The following is a 25,705-nucleotide window of genomic DNA, read 5'->3' on the forward strand; positions in this document are numbered from 1 at the left end:
AGAGGAATCCAGCCCGCATAAACTATCACTATGTGCCGTCAGGTTGATAGCGCTTTAGGGGTATCCCCTTCATTTTGTGAAGTATGTCGTGCGCGACTATGATAAATCTCTTCTTACCCTACCGTGCTTAAGGATCCCGTCAGTATGCCCGTCAATTTTGACCTCAACGATCTCTATGCCTTCCGCGCTTTACTGGAATATGGCAATTTCCGTCTTGCGGCGGAGTCTATCTGCCTTTCCCAGTCGGCGTTGAGTCGCAGAATTGAAAAGCTGGAGGCGGCACTGGGGACAAAACTGTTCGACAGAACCACCCGGCGCGTCACGCTGACCCTGTATGGACAGACCTTTGCCGACCGATGCGGACAGCTGCTTGCTGATGTGGAGTCCATGCTTTCGGATATCGATAAGGCCAGCGAGGAGCGTACGGGGCTAATCACCGTGGCGACGGTGCCGTCCGCCGCCTGTTACTTTATGCCGGATGTTATCCGCCGCTTTCAGTCCCGTTACCCCCGCGTGCGCATAAAACTGATCGACAGCAGCGCCGGAAATGTTATCGAGGCCGTCACCCGCGGACAGGCGGATTTTGGTATCTGCTTTGCCCGGAGTTTGCAGCCCGACATCGAGTTTGTCCCGCTGGTGGAGGATGTCTACGTGGCTGCCTGCCGGCGCGACAGCCCGCTTGCAAAAAGAAAAAGCCTGACGTGGCAGGCTTTTTATCAGCAGGATTATATCGGTCTGGATAAGACCTCCGGCAACCGCAATCTTCTCGACCAGCGGGTCGGGCATATTCGGCCTGAGCGCCCCAGCATCTGCGAAACGCGGCACGTGACGACCATGCTGGGGATGGTTGAAGCCGGGATCGGCATTGCGGCCGTTCCCGCCATGTCAATGCCCCGCGCAGAGCATTCGCTGCTGACGTCGGTACCTTTAACCGAGCCTGAGGTCAGGCGAACCGTGGGGCTGATCCGCCGCCGCGGGCGGATCCAGTCCTATATTGCTGCCGAACTCGAAACGCTGATTACCGAGCAGTATCGCGAGGTGCACTGACGGGCGTTAAGCCCGTTGCCGTAATGACGCTGGCGGCCTGTGGCGAAGAGAGAAAGGCCAGCAGCGCTTTTCCCTGTTCGGGATGGTCAGCCTTCTGCGTTACGGCTCCGGCGAAACGGGTAATGTACTGCATGTCGTCAGGCAACTTACCCACAAACGTCACCCCCGGGACCGGCAGAAGCTCGCTCACCTGCTGAAAGCCGAGATCGTATTTCCCTTTTGCCACTTCAGACGCCACCGGGATGCGCTCAACCCGGTGCGCTTTATCGTGGACCTGGCCGTCGATGCCCAGCTTACGGAACAGCTGGCTCTCTACATACCGGCCGCTGGCGCTGTCGGAATAAGCCATGGAATGCGCCTTCAGCAGCGTTTGCCGCAGGGCAGGCACCGTACTGATATCCGGCATCGGCGCGCCCGCTTTGACGACCATCCCGACGGGCGAATCCGCCAGCTCCACGCGGGAGCCTGGCGCGGTCCTGCGATCCTGTTCCAGTTTCGCCAGCGCATCGCCCACCATAATCACCACGTCCGCTTTTTCGCCCCGGGCGAGCCGGGCCGGAATGGCCTGCGGCGTTTTGCCCATCGACGGGCCGGAGATCACAATGAGCCTGTCGCCGCTTTGCGCTTCGTACTGCGGCGTCAGCTTCTCCAGCGCCGCTTTGAAGCCGCCAGAAATCATCACCGTCACATCCTGCGCAAGCGCGCCCGCGCTGAGGGTGGCGAAGGTCAGGGCGGCAATCACCGTTCTGAATGTAAGCATGAGGGATCACTCCTTAACGGCAGTTTGCAGGATTAACGTGCGACGACGATAGAGATAAAGCGTTGCCAGCAGGGCGCAAACGGCGGCAAAGCTCATCCAGTAGCCCGGAGAGGCTTTGTCGCCGGTGTACTCAATTAAGGCAGTCGAAATCACCGGCGTGAAACCGCCAAAGACCGCCGTTGCCAGGCTGTAAGCCAGTGAGAAGCCCGCCACGCGCACCTCTGCTGGCATGATCTCCGTCAGGGCCGGGATCATCGCGCCGTTATACAGGCCATAGAGGAAAGAGAGCCACAGCAGCACGGTCAGCATCATTGAGAAGCTCGGGGCTGCGGCCAGCATCGTCAGTGCCGGATAGCTGGTCGCCAGCGCCAGCAGCGTCATGGCGATCAGCACCGGTTTACGCCCGAAGCGATCCGACAGCGCGCCGCCCACCGGCAGCCAGATGAAGTTGGACACCGCCACCAACAGCGTGACCAGAAGACTGTCCGACGCGCTAAGCATCAAGACTTTTTTACCGAAGGTCGGCGCGTAAACGGTAATCAGGTAAAACGCGGTGGTGGTCATCGCCACCATCAGCATGCCCGCGACGACTACCGGCCAGTTGGCGAGCAGCGTTGTGAAGACCTGACGCATTGCCAGATGGTGGCGACGGGCGCTGAATTCCTCGGTCTCTTCGAGCTTGCGGCGCAGGAAAAAGATAAACGGCACAATCAGACAGCCAAACAGGAACGGAATACGCCACCCCCATTCGCGAATGGCACTCTCTTCCAGCACCACATTCAGGGCGAAGCCCATCGCCGCCGCGATCATAATGGCGACCTGCTGGCTACCCGACTGCCAGCTGGTGTAGAAACCCTTGCGGCCCGGCGTGGCGATCTCCGCCAGATAAACCGAAACCCCGCCCAGCTCGGCGCCTGCCGAAAAACCCTGCAACAGGCGGCCGGTCAGCACCAGCAGCGGCGCCCACAGGCCAATGCTCTGGTAAGAAGGGATCAGCACGATCAGGAAGGTTCCGGCGGCCATAATTGACAGGGTGACGATCAGCCCTTTACGGCGACCCACTTTATCAATGTAAGCCCCCAGCACAATGGCCCCGATCGGACGCATCAGGAAGCCCGCGCCAAAGACGGCGAAGGTCATCATCAGGGACGCAAATTCACTGCTTGCCGGAAAAAAAGTATGGGCGATGTAGGTGGCATAAAAGCCGAACAGAAAGAAGTCGAATTGCTCAAGAAAGTTGCCCGACGTGACGCGGAAAATCGCGCCCGCTTTGGCACGAAGCGTTGCAGGTGAGGTTGAGGAAACCATGATTATCTCCAGTTTTATAGTGACGTTATGCTCGTCTGTTTCTGAAAACTGGATCAGGAAGTGGAAATTAATAAGCGCAAATAGCGCATGGACTGATGCGTATGGTGCATTAATGACAATGCATTGACCAGTATTTACATACTCAACAATAACTTAACATTTCGATGATCTTTTATTTACTCGATTTCGCTAAGTTGCTGATATATCAGTTTTGTGACATCGCGCAGGTGAGAAGCCAGGCGGGGCCTGGCTTGGGATTATCAGCGCAGCGCGTTCGCAATCGCGCTAAACATCAGCGACGCTTCCAGCGGCTGGGCGCTGAATGACGGCTCTGCCTGCGGCCAGGTGGACCACTGGACGATAACCAGATTTTCTTTCTGATTAACCATGATCATCTGACCAAATATACCCAGCGCCCACAGGGAATCCTTCAGCGAATTTTCGACTTTCGGCTCCACGTGTGTGGCGGTGGCTGGTACTTCGTTGTTCCACCACTGGTAGCCGTATAACCCCTTCGGATGCGCGTCGGACACCGATCCTTTGGCCTGTGTCCAGGCTGAGGACTGTTTCACCCAGCCCTCGGGGAGGATCTGCTTCCCGTCCGGCAGCGTACCGTTATGCAGGATAAACTCCCCGAAACGCCCCCAGTCTTCCAGCGTGGCGTTGAACCCATGCGCACCCACGTCGTGCTGGCCTTTGCTGTAGGCATGCCACACGCCGTCGCTCGCCATGCCGTACGGCTGCCAGATGGTCTTCTCCAGATACACCGCGAGCGTCATGCCGGTGGCGCGCTCAAGCACATCGCCTAACAGCCAGGCGCCACCCGAGGAATAGGACCAGTTTTCGCCCGCCGGGTGTTCACGGTGTAACCCCTTCACCAGGGTGCGCACGCAGTTGTAGGTGCCCGGCTTCGCTTCGCATTCGGTAAGCCGGGCGAAGTCAGATCGCGGGTTGGTGTAATCTTCGTTCCACGCCACGCCAGAGGTGTGGGTGATGAGCTGTTTTAGCGTTACGCCCTCCCAGGCGGTGCCTTTTAAATCAGGTTCGTATTGGGTGACAAGGTCGTCCAGGGAGTGGATTTTCCCTTCTTTAATTGCAGCACCCACCAGCGCGGAGACCACCGATTTGCCCACGGAACGCGACGTCCAGAGCGTTGAGTCGGTATTGCCTTCACCCAGGTATTTATAGGCCACTTTGCCGTTTTTCAGCACCAGCATGCCGCTGACGTTCTGGCGTTTCAGGTAATCCTGAAGAGTGTAACTCTTACCCTTCACCTGATAGCGGGCATCGGTGAGCGGTTTTTCTGCGGGCGGCAGCGGCGTAGCGTTGCCGTGGCGGAACACATCCCCTGCGTAGTTGCGGTAGTCATTGCGAAAGCCCACCACGCGATCGGCCTGGTTCCAGGTGAGCATGGTATGCGCGTCCGGGAGTCTGGCATCGAAAGGCGCCGGACAGGTGGTGAGGTCGGTACCGTTGCAGGCCGCCATAACGGCGGGCGAAAGCAGGCTGCTGACAACCAGCGCCGCGAGCAGCGTGCGGTTTGTTTTGATTTTCATATTTATCTCGTTTGGCTCAGGAAGGACTTCAGTTTAAGAACCTGCGGCCTATAATAAAAAACGCGTTATGGGGGAAAATCCCCCGTAAAAATTGCGTGGAGAATGGCGTGGCATCACTGATCTATTCCTTTGCCCAGCTTGAGGCGTTCACTGCCGTCGCTGAACACGGCAGCCTGATGAAGGCGGCCAGTAAACTCGGCAAAGATCGTACTACCCTGCGGGATCTGATCGATTTCCTTGAGGATGGGCTGGGCTATGCTCTGTTCCTGCGGGAGGGGCGCAGCCTGCGCCTGACGCCGGAGGGGGAGCAGCTTCAGCGGCAGGCGCACCTGCTGATGCGCCAGGTCAAAGCGTTTGAGGCGTTTGCCAGATCGGTACCGGACAGCGCGACGCAGGACATTGCCCTCGCTTACGATCCGTTCACCCCCAGAGCTTTTTTACAGGCGCTGATTGCCACACTGGCGACGAAAAAGATCCGCCTGAGCCTGACCAGCGCATCGCGCGATGAGGCGGAAGCGATGCTGGCAAACGGTCAGGCCGATCTGGGGATCTGCCAGGCGCGCAACCGCAGCGTGGGCAATGAGATGGAGTGGCGGGCGCTGGGGGCGATCGAAATGGATTTTTACGCCGCAACGGCGCTTTTTGCGGAGGTTGCGTCGCCGGTGTCGCTGCTCGATCTCTCTCTGGTGCCACAGGTGATTATGCATCCCGCGTCAGACGAGCCGGTTGCCCGTCGCCTGCAAATTTCAGGGCACACGCTTTTCACTAACGAACTGGAGATGCTGCGCAGCCTGCTGGAACAGGGCTGCGGCTGGGGGTTTTTGCCGACCCATCTTCAGGCAACGCAGTGGAAAAATGTAAAAAGGCTGCCCACCGAAGTGGGCAGCCAGGGGATAAGCCAGACGATGGTCACTATCTGGAAGCCGGGCAGCGACAAGCGCGGGTTGATCAACGATACGCTGTCGCTGCTTCCGGCGTTATGGAAACGTTCAGCGCTGTGAGCACCCTTTGCACTGTTTATTCTGGATCTGCTGGAAGAAGTCGTTGCCTTTGTCATCCACCAGGATAAACGCCGGGAAGTTCTCCACTTCAATTTTCCAGATGGCTTCCATTCCCAGTTCAGGATACGCCACGCACTCCAGGCTCTTGATGCTGTTTTGCGCCAGCACCGCCGCCGGGCCGCCGATGCTGCCGAGGTAGAAGCCGCCGTGCTTATGGCAGGCGTCGGTGACCTGCTGGCTGCGGTTACCTTTCGCCAGCATGATCATGCTCGCGCCGTGGGATTGCAGTAAGTCCACATAGGAGTCCATACGTCCCGCAGTGGTCGGGCCGAGTGAGCCAGACGCGTAACCTTCTGGCGTTTTGGCCGGGCCTGCGTAGTAAATCGGGTGATCTTTAACGTACTGCGGCAGTTCTTCCCCGTTGTCGAGCAGCTCTTTCAGCTTCGCGTGGGCGATATCGCGCGCCACGATGATGGTGCCGCTCAGCGACAGGCGGGTGGATACCGGGTGCGAGGAAAGCTGCGCCAGAATGTCGGGCATCGGCTTGTTCAGATCAATGCTTACCACGTCGCCTTCTCCCTGCTGGCGCAGGGATTCAGGAATATACTGGCCCGGATTGTGCTCCAGCTTCTCAATCCAGATCCCCTCGCGGTTAATCTTCGCCTTGATGTTGCGGTCAGCGGAGCAGGAGACGCCCATGCCGATTGGGCAGGAGGCACCGTGGCGCGGCAGACGGATCACGCGAATATCGTGCGCGAAGTATTTCCCGCCGAACTGCGCGCCAAGGCCGAGGTTTTGCGCTTCCTGAAGCAGTTCCTGCTCAAGCTGGACGTCGCGGAACGCCTGGCCGTGCGCGTTGCCTTCGGTTGGCAGGCCATCGTAGTAGCGCGCAGAGGCGAGCTTGACGGTTTTCAGCGTGGCTTCCGCTGAGGTGCCGCCGATAACGAAGGCGATATGGTAAGGCGGGCAGGCCGCGGTACCCAGAGTTCGCATCTTCTCAACCAGATAATTTTTCAGCTTCGCCGGGGTGATCAGCGCTTTGGTTTCCTGATACAGATAAGTTTTGTTGGCGGAACCGCCGCCTTTCGCCATGCACAGGAATTTATACTCGTCACCATCAACGCTGTAGAGGTCGATCTGCGCGGGCAGGTTGGTGCCGGTGTTCACCTCTTTATACATATCCAGCGCCGCATTCTGCGAGTAGCGCAGGTTGTCTTCAATATAGGTGTTATACACGCCCTGACTCAGCGCCGCTTCGTCTCCGCCGCCGGTCCAGACGCGCTGGCCTTTCTTACCCATAATGATTGCCGTACCGGTATCCTGACAGGTGGGCAGCACGCCTTTCGCCGCAATCTCGGAGTTGCGCAGGAATTGCAGGGCAACGTACTTATCGTTCTCGCTGGCTTCCGGGTCGCTCAGAATAGCCGCAACCTGCTTCTGGTGAGAGGTGCGCAGCATAAATGCCGCGTCGTGGAAGGCCTGCTGTGCCAGCAGGGTCAACGCCTCTGGCTCGACTTTCAGCACTTCCTGACCGTCGAACTCGGCAACGGAAACGTGCTCTTTGGTCAGCAGATAATATTCGGTGTCGTCATGCGCGAGGGGGAAGGGGTTCTGGTAGAAAAAGGGTTTGTTCGACATAGCGTATTGCTCCATAAAAATAAAACCGCCGGAGGGTTAGCCCGGCGGTCAGGAATCAGAACATCATGGACATCCACGGGTAGCCAATCAGCAGCAGAGCTGCCAGGAAGATGGCGCCGAAGATGGTGCCGAGGCGCCAGTAGTCTTTGGTTGGCAGGTAGCCGCTACCGTAGTAAATCGGGCTTGGACCGGTACCATAGGGGGTGATGATCCCCATCACGCCCAGCGAGGTCACCATCAGCAGAACGAACACTTCCATATTCATGCCCGGAATGGTGGAGGCGATGGTCAGCATCGCAGGCAGCAGCGCCGTGGTGTGCGCGGTGGTGCTGGCGAACAGGTAGTGCAGCAGGTAGAACGCCAGCAGCAGCACGATGGTGGCAACACCCGGAGAGATACCGCTCATCAGCAGGCCGCCTTCTTTACCCAGCCAGCTGATAAAACCGGTGGAGGAGAGGCCATCCGCCAGCGCCACCAGGGTGGCGAACCAGACGAAGGTATTCCACGCGGCTTTGTTACCGGTGATATCGTTCCACTCCAGCACGCCGGTCCACAGCATCAGGCCAACGATGAGCAGGGCAGCCATGGCCGGTTCAATCCACGCCGCGGCGAAGATCCACATCAGCAGCGCACAGCACACGAACACCAGCAGCAGGATCTCATTGCGCGACAGTTTGCCCAGTTTTTCCAGTTCACGGGTCGCCCACAGCGGTACTTCGTTGTTTACCTTCACTTCCGGCGGGTAGAACCAGTAAGCCAGTAGCGGCATGGTCAGGATCAGCAGGATGCCCAGCGGCAGGAAGGCGAGGAACCAGGTCCCCCAGGAGATATCAATTCCAACCGTGCTTTTTACCAGCGCCAGCGCCAGCAGGTTAGGTGCCAGAGCGGAAAGGAACATCGAGCTGGTGATACAGGCCGCGGTGATGGCTACCCACATCAGATACGAACCGATTTTGCGCGCGCTTGGGTCATTGGGTTTTGAACCGTACAGCGGCGGCAGGTTGGCGATGATCGGGTAGATGGTCCCGCCGCTGCGCGCGGTGTTGGACGGGGTGAACGGGGCCAGCAGCAGATCCGCAAACGTAATGGCGTAACCGAGCGTGAGGCTGCGACGGCCCAGGTACTTCACCAGAATCAGCGCCAGACGGCGGCCGAAGCGGGTTTTGTCGTAGCCTGCGGCGAACATAAAGGCACCGAAAATCAGCCAGACGGTGGAGTTACCAAACCCGCTGACCGCCCATTTAAAGGAGGCGCCCGCCAGCTTGAATTTTGGGTCAGCCAGCTGTCCCGGGCTAAAGAGTACCCATTGGCTGCACAGCGCAATCGCCACGACGCCGGTAAGACCGATCACGGCGCCCGGCAGCGGTTCGAAAATTAACCCGACGATGACGCCGACAAAGATGGCGAAGTAGTGCCACGCATAAGGCGGCAGCCCTTCCGGAACGGGGACAAACAACAGCAGGACGGCAACAATGACGGGCAAAGCCATCATCAGCAGTCGTTTTGCTGTTCCATTTGATGCCAGATTCGCCGCAGGAGGCGTTACAGCAGTTTTTGTATTCATAGTTTCACGTCTTAAGTTGTCAAAAATTCGTCGCCCGGCGAAAACACAAATTCGATTGAAATATCCTTTTTGCTTTTTTTAGTTATTTAAGGTGCGGATTTGTGTTTTCACTAATAGCGATTTAACGCATTTTGGTTTGCGCTAAATAAAAAATGATGATGTTTTTATATTGCTCTTTTGAATGCCATAACTATTGATCGCGATCAAAAAAACGGAACTGAATGGCTATTTTTATATTTTTTATAATAACCACTCTGAGTAGTGTGGTTATTCGCTAATTTTACGCATTTTATGTATCAAAACTATAACATTTAAATTCTGGTGCTTTTGTTTATCGTTGTTTTATAGGGTTTTTTGCTAGATTTGGTGTATTGGTTTGACCTTTTATAATTTAACTTTTTTTAAATTCTTGTGAACGAGTGAAACATTCCCGCTAACACCAATGTGTTATTAATGTTATCGAAGGGATTAAATAGTTTATTAACTAACGTAATGACTTTAGAAACTAAAAAAAGCTTTATATTACTATCATGACATCGGCAAAAAACACGAAATAAAAAATCATCCCGATAACGAATTCTTAATTTTTAAAGTTTGGAGTTTCTATTATGAGCACTAACGAACGTATTTTAAGCCCCTTCACATTACCGAATGGTACTGAACTGAAAAACCGTTTGTTAATGGCCCCGATGACAACCTGTACCGGTTATTACGATGGCACCGTGACCAGCGAGCTGGTGGAGTACTACCGCGCCCGCGCGGGCAGCATCGGCACCATCATCGTTGAGTGCTGTTTTGTTGACGATCTCGGCCTGGCGTTCCCGGGCGCAATTGGTATTGATAACGACGAGAAAATCGCCGGGCTGGCAAAAATCGCTGACGCTATCAAGTCCAAAGGCTCCAAAGCCCTGCTGCAAATCTACCACGGCGGCCGCATGGTCGACCCAAAACTGATTGGGGGCCGCACGCCGGTTGGCCCAAGCGCCGTTGCCGCGCCGCGTGACGGTGCCGCCACGCCGGTTGCCCTGACCGCGGAAGAGGTGGAAGGCATGATCGGCAAGTTCGGCGAAGCCGTGCGCCGCGCAATTCAGGCCGGGTTCGACGGCGTCGAAATCCACGGGGCGAATACCTATCTGATCCAGCAGTTCTTCTCCCCGAACTCTAACCAGCGCGACGACGAGTGGGGCGGCAGCCGCGAAAACCGCGCGAAATTCCCGCTGGCGGTGCTGGACATTACCCACAAGATGGTGCGCCAGTACGCGGACGACGCGTTTATCATTGGCTACCGTTTCTCTCCGGAAGAGCTTGAAGTCCCGGGCATTCGCTTCGAAGACACCCTGTATCTGCTGGAAAAACTGGCCGCGCGCGGGGTAGATTATCTCCACTTCTCCCTTGGCGCCGCCCTGCGTCCTTCTATCGTCGATACTCAGGACCCGACGCCACTTATCGAAAAATACTGCGCCATGCGCTCTGACACGCTGGCGCAGGTACCGGTAATGGGCGTTGGCGGCGTGGTGAATGCCACGGATGTGAATGAAGCGCTGGATCACGGTTACGACCTGATTGCCGTTGGCCGCGCCACCATCGCCTATCCGAACTGGACCGATCGCATCGCGGCGGGCGAAAGCCTGGAGCTGTTTATGGACAGTACCCGACGCGAAGAACTGAGCATCCCGGAACCGCTGTGGCGCTTCTCGCTGGTGGAAGCGATGATCCGCGACATGAGCATGGGCGAATCTAAATTCAAACCGGGCACCTTTATTGAAAAAGTGCAGGACGATGCTAACGAGCTGGTGATTAACGTCAGCCTCGAAACCGACCGCATCGCCGATATCGAACTGGCCTCCGGCCCGAGTGAAGACGTCGAGTTTGTCACCAGCTTCGAAGAGATCCGTACCCGTATTCTGGATGCCAACACCCCGCACGTGGACGCGATTACGGGCGCGACCAGCCAGAGCGAGGCGGTGAAAAAAGCGGTCTCGAAGGCGATGCTGAAATCCAGCAAAGCGCTGGCGGCGGAAGAGGGCGCTGACCCGAATGAGACTAAAAGCGTGGATGTGGTGGTGGTCGGCAGCGGCGGCGCCGGTCTGGCGGCGGCGATTCAGGCGCATGACGAAGGCGCGAGCGTGCTGATCGTCGAGAAAATGCCCACCATCGGCGGGAACACCATTAAAGCCTCGGCCGGGATGAACGCGGCGGAGACCCGCTTCCAGCGCGTGAAAGGTATTCAGGACAGCAAAGAGCTGTTCTACCAGGAAAGTCTGAAAGGCGGTGGCAACAAGAACGACCCTGAACTGCTGCGTCGCTTTGTCGAGAACGCGCCGCAGGCCATCGAATGGCTGGCCACGCGCGGCATTATGCTGAACGACATTACCACCACCGGCGGGATGAGCATCGACCGTACGCACCGTCCGAAAGACGGTTCCGCAGTGGGCGGGTATCTGATCAGCGGCCTGGTGCGTAACGTCAACAAGCGCAACATCGAGGTGATGCTGGATACCTCCGTGAGCGACATCATTTTCGAAAATGGCGAAGTGACCGGCGTGCGTCTGACCACCGAAGAGAACGAAACCCTCACCGTGGCAACTAAAAGCGTGATTGTGGCAACGGGCGGCTTCAGCGCCAACAGCCAGATGGTGGTGAAATACCGTCCGGATCTGGCAGGGTTTGTTACCACCAACCACAAAGGGGCGACCGGAGGCGGTATCGCGCTGCTGGAGCGTATCGGTGCGGGCACCGTGGATATGGGCGAAATTCAGATCCACCCAACCGTTGAGCAGAAAACGTCGTATCTGATTTCCGAATCCATCCGCGGCGGCGGGGCGATTCTGGTAAACCAGCAGGGCAACCGCTTCTATAACGAAATGTCGACCCGCGACAAAGTCTCGGCGCAGATCATCGCGCTGCCGGAGAAATACGCTTACATCGTCTTTGACGAGCATGTTCGCGCCAAAAACAAAGCCGCGGATGAGTACATCGCAAAAGGGTTTGTTACCAGCGCCAGCTCGCCAAAAGCCCTGGCGGAAGCGCTGGGGATGGATCACCACCAGTTCCTGGCAACGCTGGAACGCTACAACGGCTTTGTGGAGAAACAGCACGACGATGATTTCGGTCGCACCACCGCGCTGCGTGCGCCAATCAACGAAGGGCCGTTCTACGCCATTCAGATTGCACCGGGCGTTCACCACACCATGGGCGGCGTGACCATTAACACAGAAACCTGCGTGCTGGACAGCAACCACAACGTATTGCCGGGAGCGTTTGCTGCGGGTGAGGTTGTCGGGGGCATCCACGGCGGTAACCGTATCGGCGGTAACGCGGTGGCAGATATCATTATTTTTGGTACGCTTGCAGGACATCAGGCGGCTATGCGTTCGAAAACACGGTAAGGCTCCTGTTTCCCCGGCGGCGCGGTGCCTGCCGGGGCTACATCTGAGGACTCATGCAATGCCTGATAGCCATCGCGTTTACAGCTACTCCGCCGTTCTGATGGGATCGCCCATCCTCCTGAAACTCTTTTCCCATGACGAAGCGCTTGCCTCCCGCGTGTTTCGCCTGATCAAACAGTACGAAGATCTGCTTACCGTTAACCGAGCGCACTCCCAGGTAATGGACATCAACCATGCGGCCGGTCAGCATCCGGTTGCCGTCAGTCGCCCGGTGTTCGAGCTGATCCGCTGCGCGAAAGCGGCCAGCCTGCTTAAAGACAGCGCCTTTAACCTGGCGATCGGCCCGCTGGTGAAGCGCTGGAAAATTGGCTTTAAGGGGGACGCTGTACCGCCCGCGGACGAGATCGCCGCCTTGCTGGGCATCACGCATCCTGCGGACGTGGTGCTGGATGAAGCCAACAGCAGCGTGTTCCTTACTCGCCAGGGAATGGAGATCGATCTGGGGGCCATTGCTAAAGGCTATATCGCCGACAGGGTGCGGGATTACCTGCATAAAGAGGGCGTTGAACTTGGGCTGATCAACCTTGGCGGCAACGTCCAGACGTTAGGCTCGCCGGAGGGCGGCTGGCGCGTCGGCCTGAAAAAACCGTTCGCCGGTGACGCGCTGATTGGCGCCATGACGGTCGAAAACCGGTCGGTGGTGACGTCAGGCACCTATGAGCGCTACTTCGAGCTGAACGGCAAACGTTATCACCACATACTTGACCCACGCACCGGCTACCCGCTGGATAACGAACTGGACAGCGTGACGATTATTTCGCCAGACTCCCTCGACGGCGATATCTGGACCACGCTGATCTACGGCATGGGCGTGGAAAAGGGCTGCGCCGCGCTGCGTTCGCGCCCCGATATTGAAGCCATCTTTGTCACCAAAACAAAAGAAGTGGTGATCTCCTCGATGCACCACTTCCGTTTTACCCTTCTGGACGACAGCCACCGAATTACTGGCAGTACTGTTTGAGTAGGCCGACCTGTTCCGGCTGCAAACGGTAGCGATAAACCGGCCGGCCGGTAGCGCCGTAGTGAATGCTGGTGAACAGGATATTAATTTGCGCCAGCCAGATCAGGTATTTGCGGCAGGAGACGCGGGAAATGTTGACCGCATTCGCCAGATCGTCGGTGGAAAATTCTATCTCCGGATGGCTGTCGATCCACTGGCAAATGGTGCGCAGCGTCTGCGGCGTCAGGCCTTTCGGTAATTTTTTGCTGTCGGCCAGCTCCGGCGCGCCGCCGTGGATCAGCCTGTCGACGTCGGCCTGTTCATAATACTGATGCGATCCCATCAGGCTGCGCTTTGCCTTCCAGCCGTTCAGCGCCTCTTCAAAACGCGGGAACTGGAACGGTTTAATCAGGTAATCCACCACGCCATAGTGCATTGAGGTCTGGATCGTTGCGGCGTCGGAGGCCGACGAGATCATGATGACATCAATCGGGCGGCCCGAAGCGCGGATGATGGGCAGCAGATCCAGCCCGTTATCCTGCTGCATATAGACATCCAGCAGCACCAGATCGATCGGCTGGCCTGGGTTGGCGATCAACGCCTCGGCCTGGTTGAGCGTGGAAGCGACGCCGCAGCAGCTAAAACCCTCAACGCGGTTAACATACAGACGGTTGAGGTCGGCTACCATGGCGTCATCATCGACAATTAACACATTTATCACGCGATATTCCTCTCGCTATCCCAGGGGATCTGAACAAAAAATTGGGTAAATACGCCAGGCTCCGACTCGACGGTAATATCTCCGCCCAGATTCTGGATCTGCTGACGCGCAAGGAACAGCCCAACGCCGCGGTTTTCACCTTTTGTTGAGTAGCCCTTTGTAAAAATAGCCTCCAGCCGCTCGGGATCAATGCCGGGACCGTCATCGCTGACCTCACCGCTCAGCCAGCCGTTCTGATAGTGCAGCAGCAGGCCGATCTCGCCTTCCGGCTGGCCTTCCATCGCATCCAGGGCATTTTCGATTAAATTGCCCAGCACGGTGATCAGCACCGCAACCTGCTCTTCATTGGCGGTGTCAGGAAGCTGACTCTCCTCCGCCAGCGTCAGGGTCACTCCGGCCTCTTTAGCGCGGTTAATTTTACCCAGCAGGAAGCCCGCAATGACCGGCGATTTAACTTTGCGCTGTATTGCGCCGATATCCGTCTGATAATTCTGCGCGGTCTGGATGATGTACTCCTCCAGCTTATCGTAGCGCTTCATGTGCAGCAGGCCGAGGATCACGTGCAGCTTGTTCATAAACTCATGCGTATGGGAGCGCAGGGCATCAACGTAGCTGACCATGCCATCAATACGCTGCATTAACTGGCTGATTTCGGTCTTATCGCGGAACGTGCTGATCGCCCCGATCACCTGATTCTGGCTTTTCACGGGGACCATGTTGCACAGCAGCAGCCGCCCGTTACAGCCGATCTCCTGATCCTGACGGGCAATGCCGGTTTTTGACACTTCGCGCAGGCTGGCCAGCAGCGGTTCACTGCTGCTTTCGGAATGCTGGCCCGAGGTCAGGAGTAAAATTTCTCTGGCGGTGTGGTTAATCATCGTCACGCGCCCGTGCATATCCACGGCCATCACGCCTTCGCGCAGGGACTGCAACATGGCCTGGCGCTGCTCAAAGAGGGCGGAGATCTCGTACGGCTCCAGCCCGAAGAGGATACGTTTCAGTACCCGGACCAGACCCCATATCGCCACTGAGCTCATCAGAACGCTGAATAAGATGGTCCACACGGCGTTGAGCCGTCCGCGGGCAATCTGATCTTCAACTTTATTCAGCGAAATACCCACCACCACCACGCCGATCTGGTCGTGCTGGTCGTCATACACGGGCGTAAAGACGCGCAGCGCTTCTGCGAGCGCGCCGCGGTTAACGGAGACATTCTCTTTCCCTTCCAGGGCGGGGGTCAGATCGTCGCCAATAAAATGCAAACCTAACAGCGCTTCGTTTGGATGGGAATAGCGGATCCCACGCAGGTCGGTGACCACGGTAAACAGCAGGTCGTTGCGCTTCGTCACCGCCTCGGCAATCGGCTGGATGATGCCAGCCTGCGGCGATTCCATCAGGCCACGCTTGATTTCCGGGCTGTCGGCCAGCGTCCGGGCGATACCCAGCGCGGTATCTTTCACGTCATCGCGCGTGGCGCGGGTGATCTGCACAGAGTAAAGCGCGAAAACCACCAGCAGCACCGAGCCGATAATGGCGCACACCATCAGCGTAACCAGCGTATTCAGCTTCATAGGGCGCTTGCGCGTCGGGGGGAAGGGCTGCAAATCGCTCATTAACACTCCGCGATGAAAAAGAAAGGGCTAATTATCGCTGATGACGGGCGTTTCATAAAGCCATGTAAAGAGAGGCGTTTCGTGAGCCTCCTCTCAGGTGACCTATATAAAACACTTTATAGTGTGAGGGTACTCATAATAAGGAGGCAGTTTATGAGCATTATGCTTACCGGTACGGCCAGGGAAAGACGGCACGCCAGCACCACGAACATCGACAGATTATCGACGCTGGATATGCTTAACGTCATACACCAGGATGACGCGCAAATCTCTTCTGCACTTACCCCTCACTTAAGTATGCTGGCCCGCGTGGTGGATAACGCGGCGGCGACGCTTAGCCACGGCGGACGTCTGGTACTGACCGGCGCGGGCGCGTCCGGACGCGTGGCTGAACAGGCGGCAGAAGGGTTTGCGCCGGGAAAACATCCCGTCATTGCGATGACAGCAGGCGATCACGCCGGTAGCTACGCGCGCGGCGTTGCCGACCTTCAGACGATAGAATTTGGCGAGCATGACATGATGCTGGCGCTGTCAGTCAGCGGCAAAACCCCATGGGTATGGGGCGCGATGCGTCATGCGTGGTCTCTGGGCTCAACGGTTGCGATCATTACGGAGGATGCGCAAAGTGAAGCGGCGCAGCTGGCGAGCATGGTCATTGCCCCCGAACTGGGCGCGGATGTGGTGGCCGGGTATACCAACGCTAAAGCAGGCATTGCGCAAAGCATGATCCTGCATATGATCACCACCGGTCTGGCGGTACGTTCCGGACGGGTGTACAGCAACCTGCGCGTTGATCTGGAGGCAAGCAATACCAGATGGGCCGAACGACAAATTGCCATTGTGATGGAAGCGGGGGGATGTAGCCGGGCTCAGGCGAAGGCCGCGCTGGAAAGCTGCAACCACCAGTGCAAAACGGCGGTACTGATGGTGCTGACAGGGCTGGATGCCTGGAAAGCGCACGAATTGCTGGCGCAGAATAACGGGTTTGTTCGCCTGGCCTTGCAGGAAGCGCCATAACATTTCAGCGTCAAATAAAAAAAGCCCGCATCGCGGGCTTTAATATTGATGGGGATTAGAACTGGTAGGTCATGCCTACGCCAACGATGTCATCGGTAGCAATACCGTTGTCATTGTAGAAGGCATCATCTTCGTCCAGCAGGTTGATTTTATAATCAACGTAGGTGGAGAAGTTTTTGTTGAAGCTGTAGGTCATGCCCACGTCGATGTAGTTAACCAGATCCTGGTCTACATAGTCATAGCCATTGCCTGGGTGATAATCGTTACCGCCCAAATCGATGCCTTTAGAATAGACCCACGCCAGGGATGGACGCAGACCGAAGTCAAACTGGTACTGCGCTACGGCTTCAAAGTTCTGTGTTTTGTTGGCGATGCCATCGTTGCCGTACGGAGTCATGTTACGGGTTTCCGCATACATCATGGCCAGGTAGACATCATTAGCATCGTATTTAGCACCGATTGTCCACGCTTCCGCACGTTCACCGCCAGCATATTTGCTGAAGCGGTTATAGGTGCCAGCGCCGTAAGCGACCTGGTCGTTAGTACGGTCAGAGGAAGAATAAGCCGCACCCAGCGTTAGGCCGAAATCGAAGTCATAGGTGGTAGACATACCGAAGCCGTCGCCGTTCTGGAAACGAACATCATCATGGCCGTTTTTGGTGCCTTCCTGATTTTCGTTTGCGTTGCCACCTTCATTATTACCCTGGTATTGCAGCGCAAAGTTCAGGCCGTCGACCAGACCAAAGAAATCATTGTTACGGTAGGTCGCCACACCGTTAGTACGGCCAACCATATAGTTATCCGTCCAGGTGTAAGAATCTCCACCAAATACCGGCAGCATATCGGTCCAGGCTTCAACGTCATACACGACGCCGTAATTACGGCCGTAATCAAATGAGCCGTAGTCGCCATATTTCAGGCCAGCGAATGCCAGACGGTTGAAAGATTTATCCCCTGCGCCTTCGGTGTCGTTAGCGTAGGTTTTATATTCCCACTGGCCATAACCTGTCAGGTCGTTCGTGATCTGCGTTTCGCCTTTGAAACCCACCTGTACATAGGTTTCATCGCCGTCGTCGCCTGGGTTGTCGGAGAAGGTATGACGCGCATCAACCTTACCGTACAGGTCAACTTTGTTGCCATTCTTGTTATACATTTCCGCCGCATTTACTGCGCCAGCCATTAATAACGCGGGTACGAGAATTGCCAGAACTTTTCTTTTCATTATATATTCCCTTTAAATATAAATTGTATGAATATATGTAATTACCCTCCGTAACTACATGGCTGATACTATTCTATGGATTATTATTTAGGTTCAAAAATAAATGTAATTAAAGTGGTGAAAATATTACAAAATATTTCTTTTTATCTCTTTATTTTTCATATGAATTAATTCATTGAAAATATAGCGGGTAATTATTATTAAGTATTTCGTAATTCTATTTATAAAGGATTTTAATTCGGGTGTATTATAATTCACTCACTTTTGAGCAACAGGACAGGATGATGGAACTTGCGCAGTGGCAACACCGTTTTGAGCGCTGGCTCGACGAAAATCATTTTACTGATGATGCGGCGCACGATATCGCCCATTTTCACCGCGTCTGGATGACGGCGCAGGGTATTATGGCTGACGAGGATAGCGATCCGCTGGTTGTGCTGACCGCATGCTACTTCCATGACATTGTCAGCCTGCCGAAAAATCACCCGGAACGTAGCCACTCCTCGCGGCTGGCAGCGCGAAAAACGCGCGAGATCCTCAGTCGCGACTTTCCTGATTTTCCGCCGGATCGTTATGCAGCCGTTGAGCATGCTATTGAAGCGCACAGCTTCAGTGCCGGTATCGCGCCGCAAAGCCTGGAGGCCAAAATTGTGCAGGATGCCGACCGGCTGGAGGCGTTAGGCGCTATCGGCCTGGCGCGCGTCTTTGCCGTCTCCGTTGCGCTGGGCGCCGCGCTGTTTGATGCCAACGACCCGTTCGCCGGAACACGAGCGCTGGATGATAAAGCCTTCGCGCTCGACCACTTTCAGACCAAACTCCTGCGCCTGCCTGACACCATGCAAACCGCGCGGGGGCGCGAACTTGCGCGTCACAATGCCGATTTTCTGATCCAGTTTATGGCGAAGCTGAGTGCCGAATTACAGGGCGATTACCTCGGAACCGACAGCCAGATATTGACCCATTTCCGTCGCAGTGTGCGATCCTGAACTGTGGTACTCTGTTTTCTGTCTTTATTGTCCGGTTAAGAGAATGCAGGAAAATCGATCAGTGACAGTGCCCGCGCCTGAGCGGGTTGAGAAATCAACGGCAGCCGTGCAGGCACTCCTGCGTCAGCTGCTGGAAATGTATGATGCTAAAACGCTGGCAAACCAGCTGGTGGCCCATGGCGAGAGCCACTGGAGCCCGGCGATACTCAAGCGGCTGCTGATAAGCGACAGGGCAGGTCACCGCCTGAGCGATGGTGAGTTCCGCTATCTGCAAAATTTGCTGCCGCGTCCGCCTGCTGCGCATCCAAATTATGCCTTTCGCTTTATCGATCTCTTTGCCGGTATCGGCGGCATTCGCCATGGCTTTGAAGCTATTGGCGGGCAGTGTGTATTCACCAGTGAATGGAACAAACATGCCGTCCGTACCTATAAAGCCAACTGGTATTGCGGTCCCGACGCGCACCAGTTCAACGCGGATATTCGGGATGTCACGCTGAGCCACAAAACCGGCGTCAGCGATGAAGAGGCCGCCGAACACATTCGCAATACCATTCCGGCGCACGATGTGCTGCTGGCGGGCTTTCCGTGTCAGCCGTTCTCGCTGGCTGGCGTGTCGAAGAAGAACGCGCTGGGACGCGCACACGGCTTTGCCTGCGATACGCAGGGCACACTGTTCTTTGATGTTGCCCGGATCATTGATGCCCGCCGCCCGGCAATTTTTGTGCTGGAGAACGTCAAGAATTTAAAGAGTCATGACGGCGGCAAAACCTTCCGCATTATCATGCAAACGCTGGATGAACTGGGTTATGACGTGGCGGATGCAGAGGACATGGGGCCGGATGATCCGAAAATTATCGACGGCAAACACTTCCTGCCGCAGCACCGCGAACGCATCGTGCTGGTGGGCTTCCGCCGCGATCTCAATCTGAAAGGCGATTTTACGCTGCGTGATTTGCCCTCGCTGTATCCGGCGCGCCGCCCGACGGTGGCCGATCTGCTGGAGCCCGCCGTCGATGCGAAATTCATTCTGACCCCGGTGCTGTGGAAATACCTCTATCGCTATGCCAAAAAGCATCAGGCCAAAGGCAATGGCTTTGGGTTTGGCATGGTCAATCCGCTTAATCCTGACAGCGTGACGCGTACGCTGTCGGCGCGCTATTACAAAGATGGTGCGGAAATTCTTATCGATCGCGGCTGGGATAAGGCGCTGGGCGAAAAAGATTTTGACGATCCCCAGAACCAACAGCACCGACCGCGGCGCTTAACGCCGCGCGAGTGCGCCCGCTTAATGGGCTTTGAGACGCCGCAGGGCTACAGTTTTCGCATCCCGGTATCAGATACCCAGGCCTATCGTCAGTTTGGCAACTCGGTGGTGGTGCCAGCCTTTGCCGCGGTAGCTAAACTGCTGGCCTCACGCATCAGCAAGGCCGTTCAGCTTCGTCAGAGCGAGGCCGTCGATGGCGGACGTTCACAATAAGGCCACGCGCAGTAAAAACATGCGTGCCATCGGCACGCGTGATACCGCGATTGAAAAACGGATCGCGGGCCTCCTGACCGCCGTCGGGTTTGAATTCAGGGTTCAGGATGCCACGCTTGCCGGGCGTCCTGATTTCGTCATCGACGCGTACCAGTGCATCATCTTTACCCACGGCTGTTTCTGGCATCATCACGACTGCTATCTGTTTAAAGTCCCGGCGACACGCACCGACTTCTGGCTGGAGAAGATTGGCAGAAACGTCGAGCGTGATAAACGCGATGTTTCTCAGCTTTACGCTCAGGGCTGGCGGGTGCTGATTGTCTGGGAGTGCGCGCTGCGTGGAAGAATGAAGCTGAATGACTTGGAACTGACGGAGCGGCTGGAAGAGTGGATCTGCGGCGGCGGTCAGGCCGCGCAGATCGATACCCAGGGCATTCACCCGATCACGGTTTCTCCACCTCACACCTCGTGACAATCGGTTTCGCGGGCAGCAAATATTTACCCAGCGTGACCAGTACCACGGCAAAGACAATCACACCCAGCGCCAGCCATTCAATCGTCGACAGCACTTCGCCCGCAAAACCGGTACCCAGCAGCACGGCAACCACCGGGTTAACGTAGGCGTAGCTGGTGGCAACCGCTGGTGAGACGTTGCGAATCAGGTACATATAGGCGTTGATGGCGATAATGGAGCCAAACAGCGCCAGATACCCGACGGCCAGGAAACCTGAAAGGTCTGGCATCGCCGTCAGTTTTTCACCCGTCAACGCGGAGGCCATCAGCAGCACAATGCCCGCCGCGAGCATCTCAATCGCACCTGCCATCATCCCGGAGGGCAGCTCGATGCGTGAACCGTAGACCGAGCCGAAGGCCCAGCTCATGGAGCCGATCATGATCAGAACGGCAGCCCAGGGGTTCCCGCTCAGGTTACCGCCGCTGTTCAGCAGGATGATACCCACAAGCCCAATCGCGATGCCCAGCCATTCGAGCTTACGGGTGCGGATCCCGAAGAGGCGACTAAAGCAGAGCGTAAACAGCGGCACGGTTGCGACGACCACTGCGGCGATGCCCGACGGCACGTTCTGGTGTTCGGCGACGGTTACCGCGCCATTGCCCACCGCCAGCAGCAGCAGGCCAATCAGGGCGGCGTTAAGCAGGGGACGCCGCGGCGGTAGTCTGTGGCCGCGCAGCAATAAAAACGCCATCAGCAGCACGCCGGCCGTAAGGAAACGAATACCGGCCATCATCAGCGGGGGCCAGCTTTCCACGCCTATACGAATGACAAAATAGGTGGACCCCCAGATGATATACAGGGAAAAGAGTGCTCCAATGAGCGGTAATAAATGCCGGAAACGCATAGTCCCTCACGACGAAATAAAAAGTTCGCTCATAGTTAACGCCAAAACTATCAGCCTGGCGAGTGCTTTAATTGTGTTGTTGATGTGAAATTTTTGTTGACGCGCGGTGCCAGTTTCCGGGCGGTGAGTTTTGTTCCATACTATTCACTTAATTAGCAAAAAAAGAAGGAAAGAGATTTTGGCAGGAAGTAGCTTATTAACATTACTGGACGACATCGCCACCTTGCTGGATGACATTTCGGTTATGGGAAAACTGGCGGCGAAAAAGACCGCCGGGGTACTGGGAGATGATTTGTCGCTTAACGCGCAGCAGGTCAGCGGCGTGCGGGCGAACCGTGAGTTGCCGGTGGTGTGGGGCGTTGCGAAAGGGTCCTTTATTAACAAGGTGATCCTCGTTCCGCTGGCGCTGCTGATTAGCGCCTTTATACCCTGGGCCATTACGCCCCTGCTGATGATTGGCGGGGCGTTCCTGTGCTTCGAGGGTGCCGAAAAAGTGTTGCATATGTTCGCTGCACGCAAAGAGAAAGACACCCCGGAAATGCGCCAGCAGCGTCTGGAAGCGCTGGCCGCGCAGGATCCAAAAACGTTTGAACGCGATAAGGTCAAAGGCGCGATCCGCACGGACTTCATCCTCTCAGCCGAGATTGTGGCGATTACGCTGGGGATCGTCTCTGATGCCCCTCTGATGAACCAGGTGCTGATCCTGTCCGGCATTGCGATCCTCGTGACGATAGGGGTTTATGGCCTGGTCGGGCTGATCGTCAAGCTGGACGATATCGGCTTCTGGCTGGAAAAAAAATCCAGCGCAATTGCGCGCGGCATTGGGAAAAGCCTGCTGGTGCTGGCGCCGTGGCTGATGAAAACCTTGTCGGTGGTGGGAACCCTGGCGATGTTCCTGGTCGGCGGCGGAATTATCGTGCACGGTGTTGCTTCGCTGCATCACATGATTGAACATTTTGCGTCAGGCCAGGGAGCGGTAGTTGCTGCAATTCTGCCCACACTGCTTAACCTCGTACTGGGCTTTATCGTCGGTCTGATTGTGGTAGCCGTTGTTAAGCTGGTTGAAAAAGTACGCGGGAAATCGCATTAATTATTGCTGACCCCGGATGCAAAAAGACCATTCCTCGTCTAAATTGAAAACGTTTCACCCTGATACAGGAGGCAGGTATGGTCTTTTTGATCAGTGATGAAGTTAAGCCCAAAAATGGTGGTCCAGGTATGATCGTCACCGGGTATTCCAGCGGAATGGTGGAGTGTCGGTGGCATGATGGATACGGCATTAAGCGGGAGGCTTTTCGCGAAGACGAGCTTCAGCCTGCTAATAAAAGGCAAAAACGCGACAAGGCTTAATCACACAACGCCCGGCCTTGCCGGGCGTTTTTACTGGCAGAAGACTTATCATATCGGATGGTGAGCGACAATCAGGGAGTGTGTGTGCAGCACGATACCTTTGTTGTAAAACAATCTTTTTTGCAGTGGCTGCATAAGCGTAGCAATCCCCGTTTGATTGTTAACTTCTGTTTTATCGTTGTCCTGATCTTTTCCACCCTCCTGACCTGGCGCGAGGTTGTGGTACTGGAAGATGCTTATATCTCCAGCCAGCGTAACCATCTGGAAACGGTTGCCAGTGCGCTGGACAGACAGCTTCAGTTCAGCGTCGATAAGATATTGTTTTTTCGCCACAGCATGCGTGATGCGCTGGAAACGCCGCTGGCGTTTGGCGTGCTGCATGATGCGGTAAAGCGTTTTGCGCATTTGCGCACGTCCCCCAGCTGGCAAATTGCGGTTGATAAACAGCGCACGTTACCGATCAACGGTGTTTCGGATGCCTTCGTTGAAAAGACGACCCTTCTGAACCGTGATGATGAGTACCTTGATAATGAACTCTCCGCCGCGCTTGAAGTGGGGTATTTGCTGCGTCTGGCATCCAGCCCTTCCCGCAACGAAGAGCGCGTGATTTATGTCTCTCGCGCCGGATTCTTTCTGGAAACGGATACGCCGGGAAATTCCAGCGATATCGTGCAGCGCTATTACCATCTGGTCACTCAGCCCTGGTTTACCCAACAGTCCGAGCGTGAAAACCGTGCGCGTGCCGTGCGCTGGTTTATCTCGCCGCCTTCCACCTTTGTCGGCAAAAAGCCGCTGATCACCGCCAGCGTGCCGGTTTATTACAATCACGTCTGGTATGGCGTGGTGGCGATGGATTTCACCTTTGCCACCCTGCGTCGCCTGCTGGTGGAAGCCGTGGGCGATAACCCGGAAGGGGAATACCAACTGTATGACAGTCGGCTTACTCAGCTTGCAACGTCTGAATCACCGGCTGCGGACGTTAATCATTTTGACGCGCGCGAATTAGCGCAGATAGCGCACGCGATAGAATCGGATTCCGAAGGTGGCATTCGCCTGGGGAGTCGTTTTGTGAGCTGGGAGCGTCTCGACCATTTTGATGGCATCGTCCTGCGCGTGCACACCCTGGATGAAGGGGTGCGCGGTGATTTCGGCAGCATCAGCATTGTGCTGGCATTGCTTTGGGCGCTGTTCACCGCGATGCTGCTCATCTCATGGCTGGTGATCCGGCGCATGGTCAGTAATATGTATTCGATGCAGAACTCGCTGCAATGGCAGGCCTGGCACGACCCTCTGACCCGGCTGAATAATCGTGGGTCGCTGTTCGAGCAGGCGAAAATGCTGGCGAAGCAGTGTGAACAGCAGTCGCTGCCTTTCTCGGTCATTCAGATCGATCTTGATTGCTTCAAGAGCATCAATGATCGGTTCGGGCATCAGGCGGGTGATAAGGTGTTGTCCCATGCCGCGGGTCTGATTGCCAGCACCCTCCGGACTAAAGATATTGCCGGACGCGTCGGGGGCGAAGAGTTCTGTGTGGTGCTGCCGGGCATGACGCTTGAAGAGGCGGCGGAAGTCGCAGAGCAGATCCGCGAGCGTATCGACAGCAAAGAGATCCTGATTAAGAAAAGTACCACCCTGCGCGTAAGTGCGTCGTTTGGCGTCTCTGGCGCGCAGGAGAAGGGCAATTATCACTTCGAAAATCTGCAATCCACCGCCGATGCGCGTCTGTATGAGGCGAAACAGCGCGGGCGTAACCGGGTCATCTGGCAGGATCACGTCAAAAAGTAATCAAGCCCCTCGCACCAGCCGGTCGGCCCGGTGTGCTGAGTGTGATAAACCCGGGCGGGATCGTTGTTCTTAAGGCTGACGCCCTCCCGGTTGAAGCCTTTCACCACGACGGCAAAGCCTACGCTGTCCAGCAGCGGGGCATCATTCGGGCCGTCGCCCAGGCCCAGCGTCGTCGGTTCGGAACCCTCGTGCAGGCGATACTGGTCCACAAGCCAGTGAACCGCCACGTCTTTGCCGCAGCAGGTATCCAGGATATGCCAGAAGCGTGCTCCCTGGACAATCTTCAGCCCCTGCCGGGCGAGTTCGGCGGCAAAGCGTTCCATTTGTTCATCACTGTCACGCCAGATCAGCGTCACGGAAGCCTCGTGTTTACGCGCAAGCACTGAGCGGGGACGACTCAGCCCAGTCCATTCGGCGACCACGCGCTCGTCCACGTCATCGAAGGTGGTGAATTTAAGATGCATCTCCTGGCGTACCCGGGCAATACACTGCCGGATATCGTCATGCTTCTTTTCTGAGATGAACCGTGCGGCGTTTTCCCACCGTACGTCAGGCTGGATCACCGCGCCGTTTTCCGCAATATAGGGCAACCCGCCAAGCCCCAGCTCCTGCTGGATGTCATCCATCTCGGACGCGGTTTTGCTGCTGCACAGAATGACCGGTACCTGTTCATCCATTAACTTTTCCAGCCAGGGGGCCGCAGGCTGCCAGTCGAGTGTGTGAAAATCCAACAGCGTGCCGTCGAGGTCGGTAAAAACAAGCAGAGTCTCCTCAAACGAAGGCATAACGTCTCCCGGGTGATGATTTCACCTAAGATAAATCTTAAAAAAAACAGGCATTGACGCGCCGTTGAAGTGGAAACGATCCCGACAAACCCACACGCGGCGCATGTTTATACTCATAACCAAAATTC

Annotated in this window: 21 protein-coding genes; 11 read left to right on the top strand and 10 right to left on the bottom strand. The window is 56.1% G+C overall.

Going from position 1 to position 25,705, the window contains the following annotated elements; translation table 11 throughout:
- Window positions 1-144 precede the first annotated feature (144 nt).
- The gene (locus ACWKXX_RS08205) at window positions 145-1,047 is read left to right on the top strand and encodes a LysR family transcriptional regulator (protein WP_003859540.1); all 903 of its coding nucleotides are present in this window, start codon (window positions 145-147) and stop codon (window positions 1,045-1,047) included.
- On the opposite strand, the gene ACWKXX_RS08210 is transcribed toward ACWKXX_RS08205, so the two are convergent.
- The 3 genes from ACWKXX_RS08210 to ACWKXX_RS08220 all read right to left on the bottom strand — a co-directional run bounded on the left by ACWKXX_RS08210 (window position 1,019) and on the right by ACWKXX_RS08220 (window position 4,671).
- Complete coding sequence (locus tag ACWKXX_RS08210; protein WP_261666161.1) at window positions 1,019-1,807, bottom strand: substrate-binding domain-containing protein; 789 nt, start codon at window positions 1,805-1,807, stop codon at window positions 1,019-1,021. The two genes, ACWKXX_RS08205 and ACWKXX_RS08210, sit on opposite strands and share 29 nt — an antisense overlap.
- Before the next feature lie 6 nt (window positions 1,808-1,813).
- A complete protein-coding gene (tcuC, locus tag ACWKXX_RS08215) occupies window positions 1,814-3,115 on the bottom strand; it encodes an MFS transporter (protein WP_017693129.1) in 1,302 nt (433 codons plus the stop codon).
- 260 nt (window positions 3,116-3,375) lie between these two features.
- The gene (locus ACWKXX_RS08220) at window positions 3,376-4,671 is read right to left on the bottom strand and encodes a serine hydrolase domain-containing protein (protein ID WP_261666162.1); all 1,296 of its coding nucleotides are present in this window, start codon (window positions 4,669-4,671) and stop codon (window positions 3,376-3,378) included.
- A gap of 95 nt (window positions 4,672-4,766) precedes the next feature.
- Between ACWKXX_RS08220 and ACWKXX_RS08225 the strand changes: the two genes are divergently transcribed.
- Window positions 4,767-5,672: a LysR family transcriptional regulator gene (locus tag ACWKXX_RS08225; RefSeq protein WP_062938725.1), complete on the top strand. Its 906-nt coding sequence runs from the start codon at window positions 4,767-4,769 to the stop codon at window positions 5,670-5,672.
- Here ACWKXX_RS08225 and fumA read toward each other — a convergent pair.
- Window positions 5,661-7,310: a class I fumarate hydratase FumA gene (fumA, locus tag ACWKXX_RS08230; protein WP_032648818.1), complete on the bottom strand. Its 1,650-nt coding sequence runs from the start codon at window positions 7,308-7,310 to the stop codon at window positions 5,661-5,663. The genes ACWKXX_RS08225 and fumA overlap by 12 nt on opposite strands.
- A 55-nt stretch (window positions 7,311-7,365) precedes the next feature.
- Entirely contained in the window at window positions 7,366-8,874 is a 1,509-nt protein-coding gene (locus tag ACWKXX_RS08235) for an anion permease (RefSeq protein ID WP_261666163.1), read from the bottom strand.
- Window positions 8,875-9,482: 608 nt separating this feature from the next.
- Between ACWKXX_RS08235 and ACWKXX_RS08240 the strand changes: the two genes are divergently transcribed.
- Window positions 9,483-12,263, top strand: a complete 2,781-nt coding sequence (locus tag ACWKXX_RS08240; protein ID WP_163371726.1) for a flavocytochrome c — start codon at window positions 9,483-9,485, stop codon at window positions 12,261-12,263.
- A 58-nt stretch (window positions 12,264-12,321) separates the two neighbouring features.
- The gene (locus ACWKXX_RS08245; protein WP_261666164.1) at window positions 12,322-13,284 is read left to right on the top strand and encodes an FAD:protein FMN transferase; all 963 of its coding nucleotides are present in this window, start codon (window positions 12,322-12,324) and stop codon (window positions 13,282-13,284) included.
- Here the strand turns inward: ACWKXX_RS08245 and dcuR are convergent.
- Both dcuR and ACWKXX_RS08255 read right to left on the bottom strand, forming a co-directional pair.
- Window positions 13,265-13,984: a two-component system response regulator DcuR gene (gene dcuR, locus ACWKXX_RS08250; RefSeq protein ID WP_003859556.1), complete on the bottom strand. Its 720-nt coding sequence runs from the start codon at window positions 13,982-13,984 to the stop codon at window positions 13,265-13,267. The genes ACWKXX_RS08245 and dcuR overlap by 20 nt on opposite strands.
- The gene (locus ACWKXX_RS08255; RefSeq protein ID WP_017383330.1) at window positions 13,981-15,597 is read right to left on the bottom strand and encodes a sensor histidine kinase; all 1,617 of its coding nucleotides are present in this window, start codon (window positions 15,595-15,597) and stop codon (window positions 13,981-13,983) included. Before ACWKXX_RS08255 ends, dcuR begins: the two co-directional genes overlap by 4 nt.
- Window positions 15,598-15,750: 153 nt before the next feature.
- Between ACWKXX_RS08255 and ACWKXX_RS08260 the strand changes: the two genes are divergently transcribed.
- Window positions 15,751-16,614: an N-acetylmuramic acid 6-phosphate etherase gene (locus tag ACWKXX_RS08260; RefSeq protein WP_059295031.1), complete on the top strand. Its 864-nt coding sequence runs from the start codon at window positions 15,751-15,753 to the stop codon at window positions 16,612-16,614.
- Between the two features lie 55 nt (window positions 16,615-16,669).
- On the opposite strand, the gene ompC is transcribed toward ACWKXX_RS08260, so the two are convergent.
- Window positions 16,670-17,836 carry a porin OmpC gene (gene ompC, locus ACWKXX_RS08265; RefSeq protein ID WP_063931541.1) on the bottom strand — a complete coding sequence of 389 codons (1,167 nt, stop codon included), beginning with the start codon at window positions 17,834-17,836 and terminating at the stop codon, window positions 16,670-16,672.
- A 284-nt stretch (window positions 17,837-18,120) separates the two neighbouring features.
- Here ompC and ACWKXX_RS08270 point away from each other — a divergent pair, with 284 nt between their 5' ends.
- From ACWKXX_RS08270 to ACWKXX_RS08280, 3 genes are read left to right on the top strand one after another with little or no spacing between them, the layout of a single operon-like run.
- Complete coding sequence (locus tag ACWKXX_RS08270; protein ID WP_261666507.1) at window positions 18,121-18,822, top strand: phosphohydrolase; 702 nt, start codon at window positions 18,121-18,123, stop codon at window positions 18,820-18,822.
- 43 nt (window positions 18,823-18,865) lie between these two features.
- Window positions 18,866-20,299 carry a DNA cytosine methyltransferase gene (locus ACWKXX_RS08275; RefSeq protein ID WP_261666165.1) on the top strand — a complete coding sequence of 478 codons (1,434 nt, stop codon included), beginning with the start codon at window positions 18,866-18,868 and terminating at the stop codon, window positions 20,297-20,299.
- The gene (locus ACWKXX_RS08280; protein ID WP_047063130.1) at window positions 20,280-20,771 is read left to right on the top strand and encodes a very short patch repair endonuclease; all 492 of its coding nucleotides are present in this window, start codon (window positions 20,280-20,282) and stop codon (window positions 20,769-20,771) included. Before ACWKXX_RS08275 ends, ACWKXX_RS08280 begins: the two co-directional genes overlap by 20 nt.
- Here the strand turns inward: ACWKXX_RS08280 and yedA are convergent.
- A complete protein-coding gene (gene yedA, locus ACWKXX_RS08285; protein WP_015572432.1) occupies window positions 20,743-21,657 on the bottom strand; it encodes a drug/metabolite exporter YedA in 915 nt (304 codons plus the stop codon). The genes ACWKXX_RS08280 and yedA overlap by 29 nt on opposite strands.
- A gap of 178 nt (window positions 21,658-21,835) precedes the next feature.
- Between yedA and ACWKXX_RS08290 the strand changes: the two genes are divergently transcribed.
- The 3 genes from ACWKXX_RS08290 to dgcQ all read left to right on the top strand — a co-directional run bounded on the left by ACWKXX_RS08290 (window position 21,836) and on the right by dgcQ (window position 24,792).
- Entirely contained in the window at window positions 21,836-22,747 is a 912-nt protein-coding gene (locus ACWKXX_RS08290; protein ID WP_017383336.1) for a DUF808 domain-containing protein, read from the top strand.
- A gap of 77 nt (window positions 22,748-22,824) precedes the next feature.
- Complete coding sequence (locus tag ACWKXX_RS08295; RefSeq protein ID WP_003859574.1) at window positions 22,825-23,007, top strand: YodC family protein; 183 nt, start codon at window positions 22,825-22,827, stop codon at window positions 23,005-23,007.
- A gap of 84 nt (window positions 23,008-23,091) precedes the next feature.
- The gene (dgcQ, locus tag ACWKXX_RS08300) at window positions 23,092-24,792 is read left to right on the top strand and encodes a cellulose biosynthesis regulator diguanylate cyclase DgcQ (protein WP_040117814.1); all 1,701 of its coding nucleotides are present in this window, start codon (window positions 23,092-23,094) and stop codon (window positions 24,790-24,792) included.
- On the opposite strand, the gene ACWKXX_RS08305 is transcribed toward dgcQ, so the two are convergent.
- Window positions 24,777-25,577: a mannosyl-3-phosphoglycerate phosphatase-related protein gene (locus ACWKXX_RS08305; protein WP_017383338.1), complete on the bottom strand. Its 801-nt coding sequence runs from the start codon at window positions 25,575-25,577 to the stop codon at window positions 24,777-24,779. The two genes, dgcQ and ACWKXX_RS08305, sit on opposite strands and share 16 nt — an antisense overlap.
- Window positions 25,578-25,705 lie beyond the last annotated feature (128 nt).

The organism is Enterobacter sp. UPMP2061 (genome assembly GCF_053709615.1).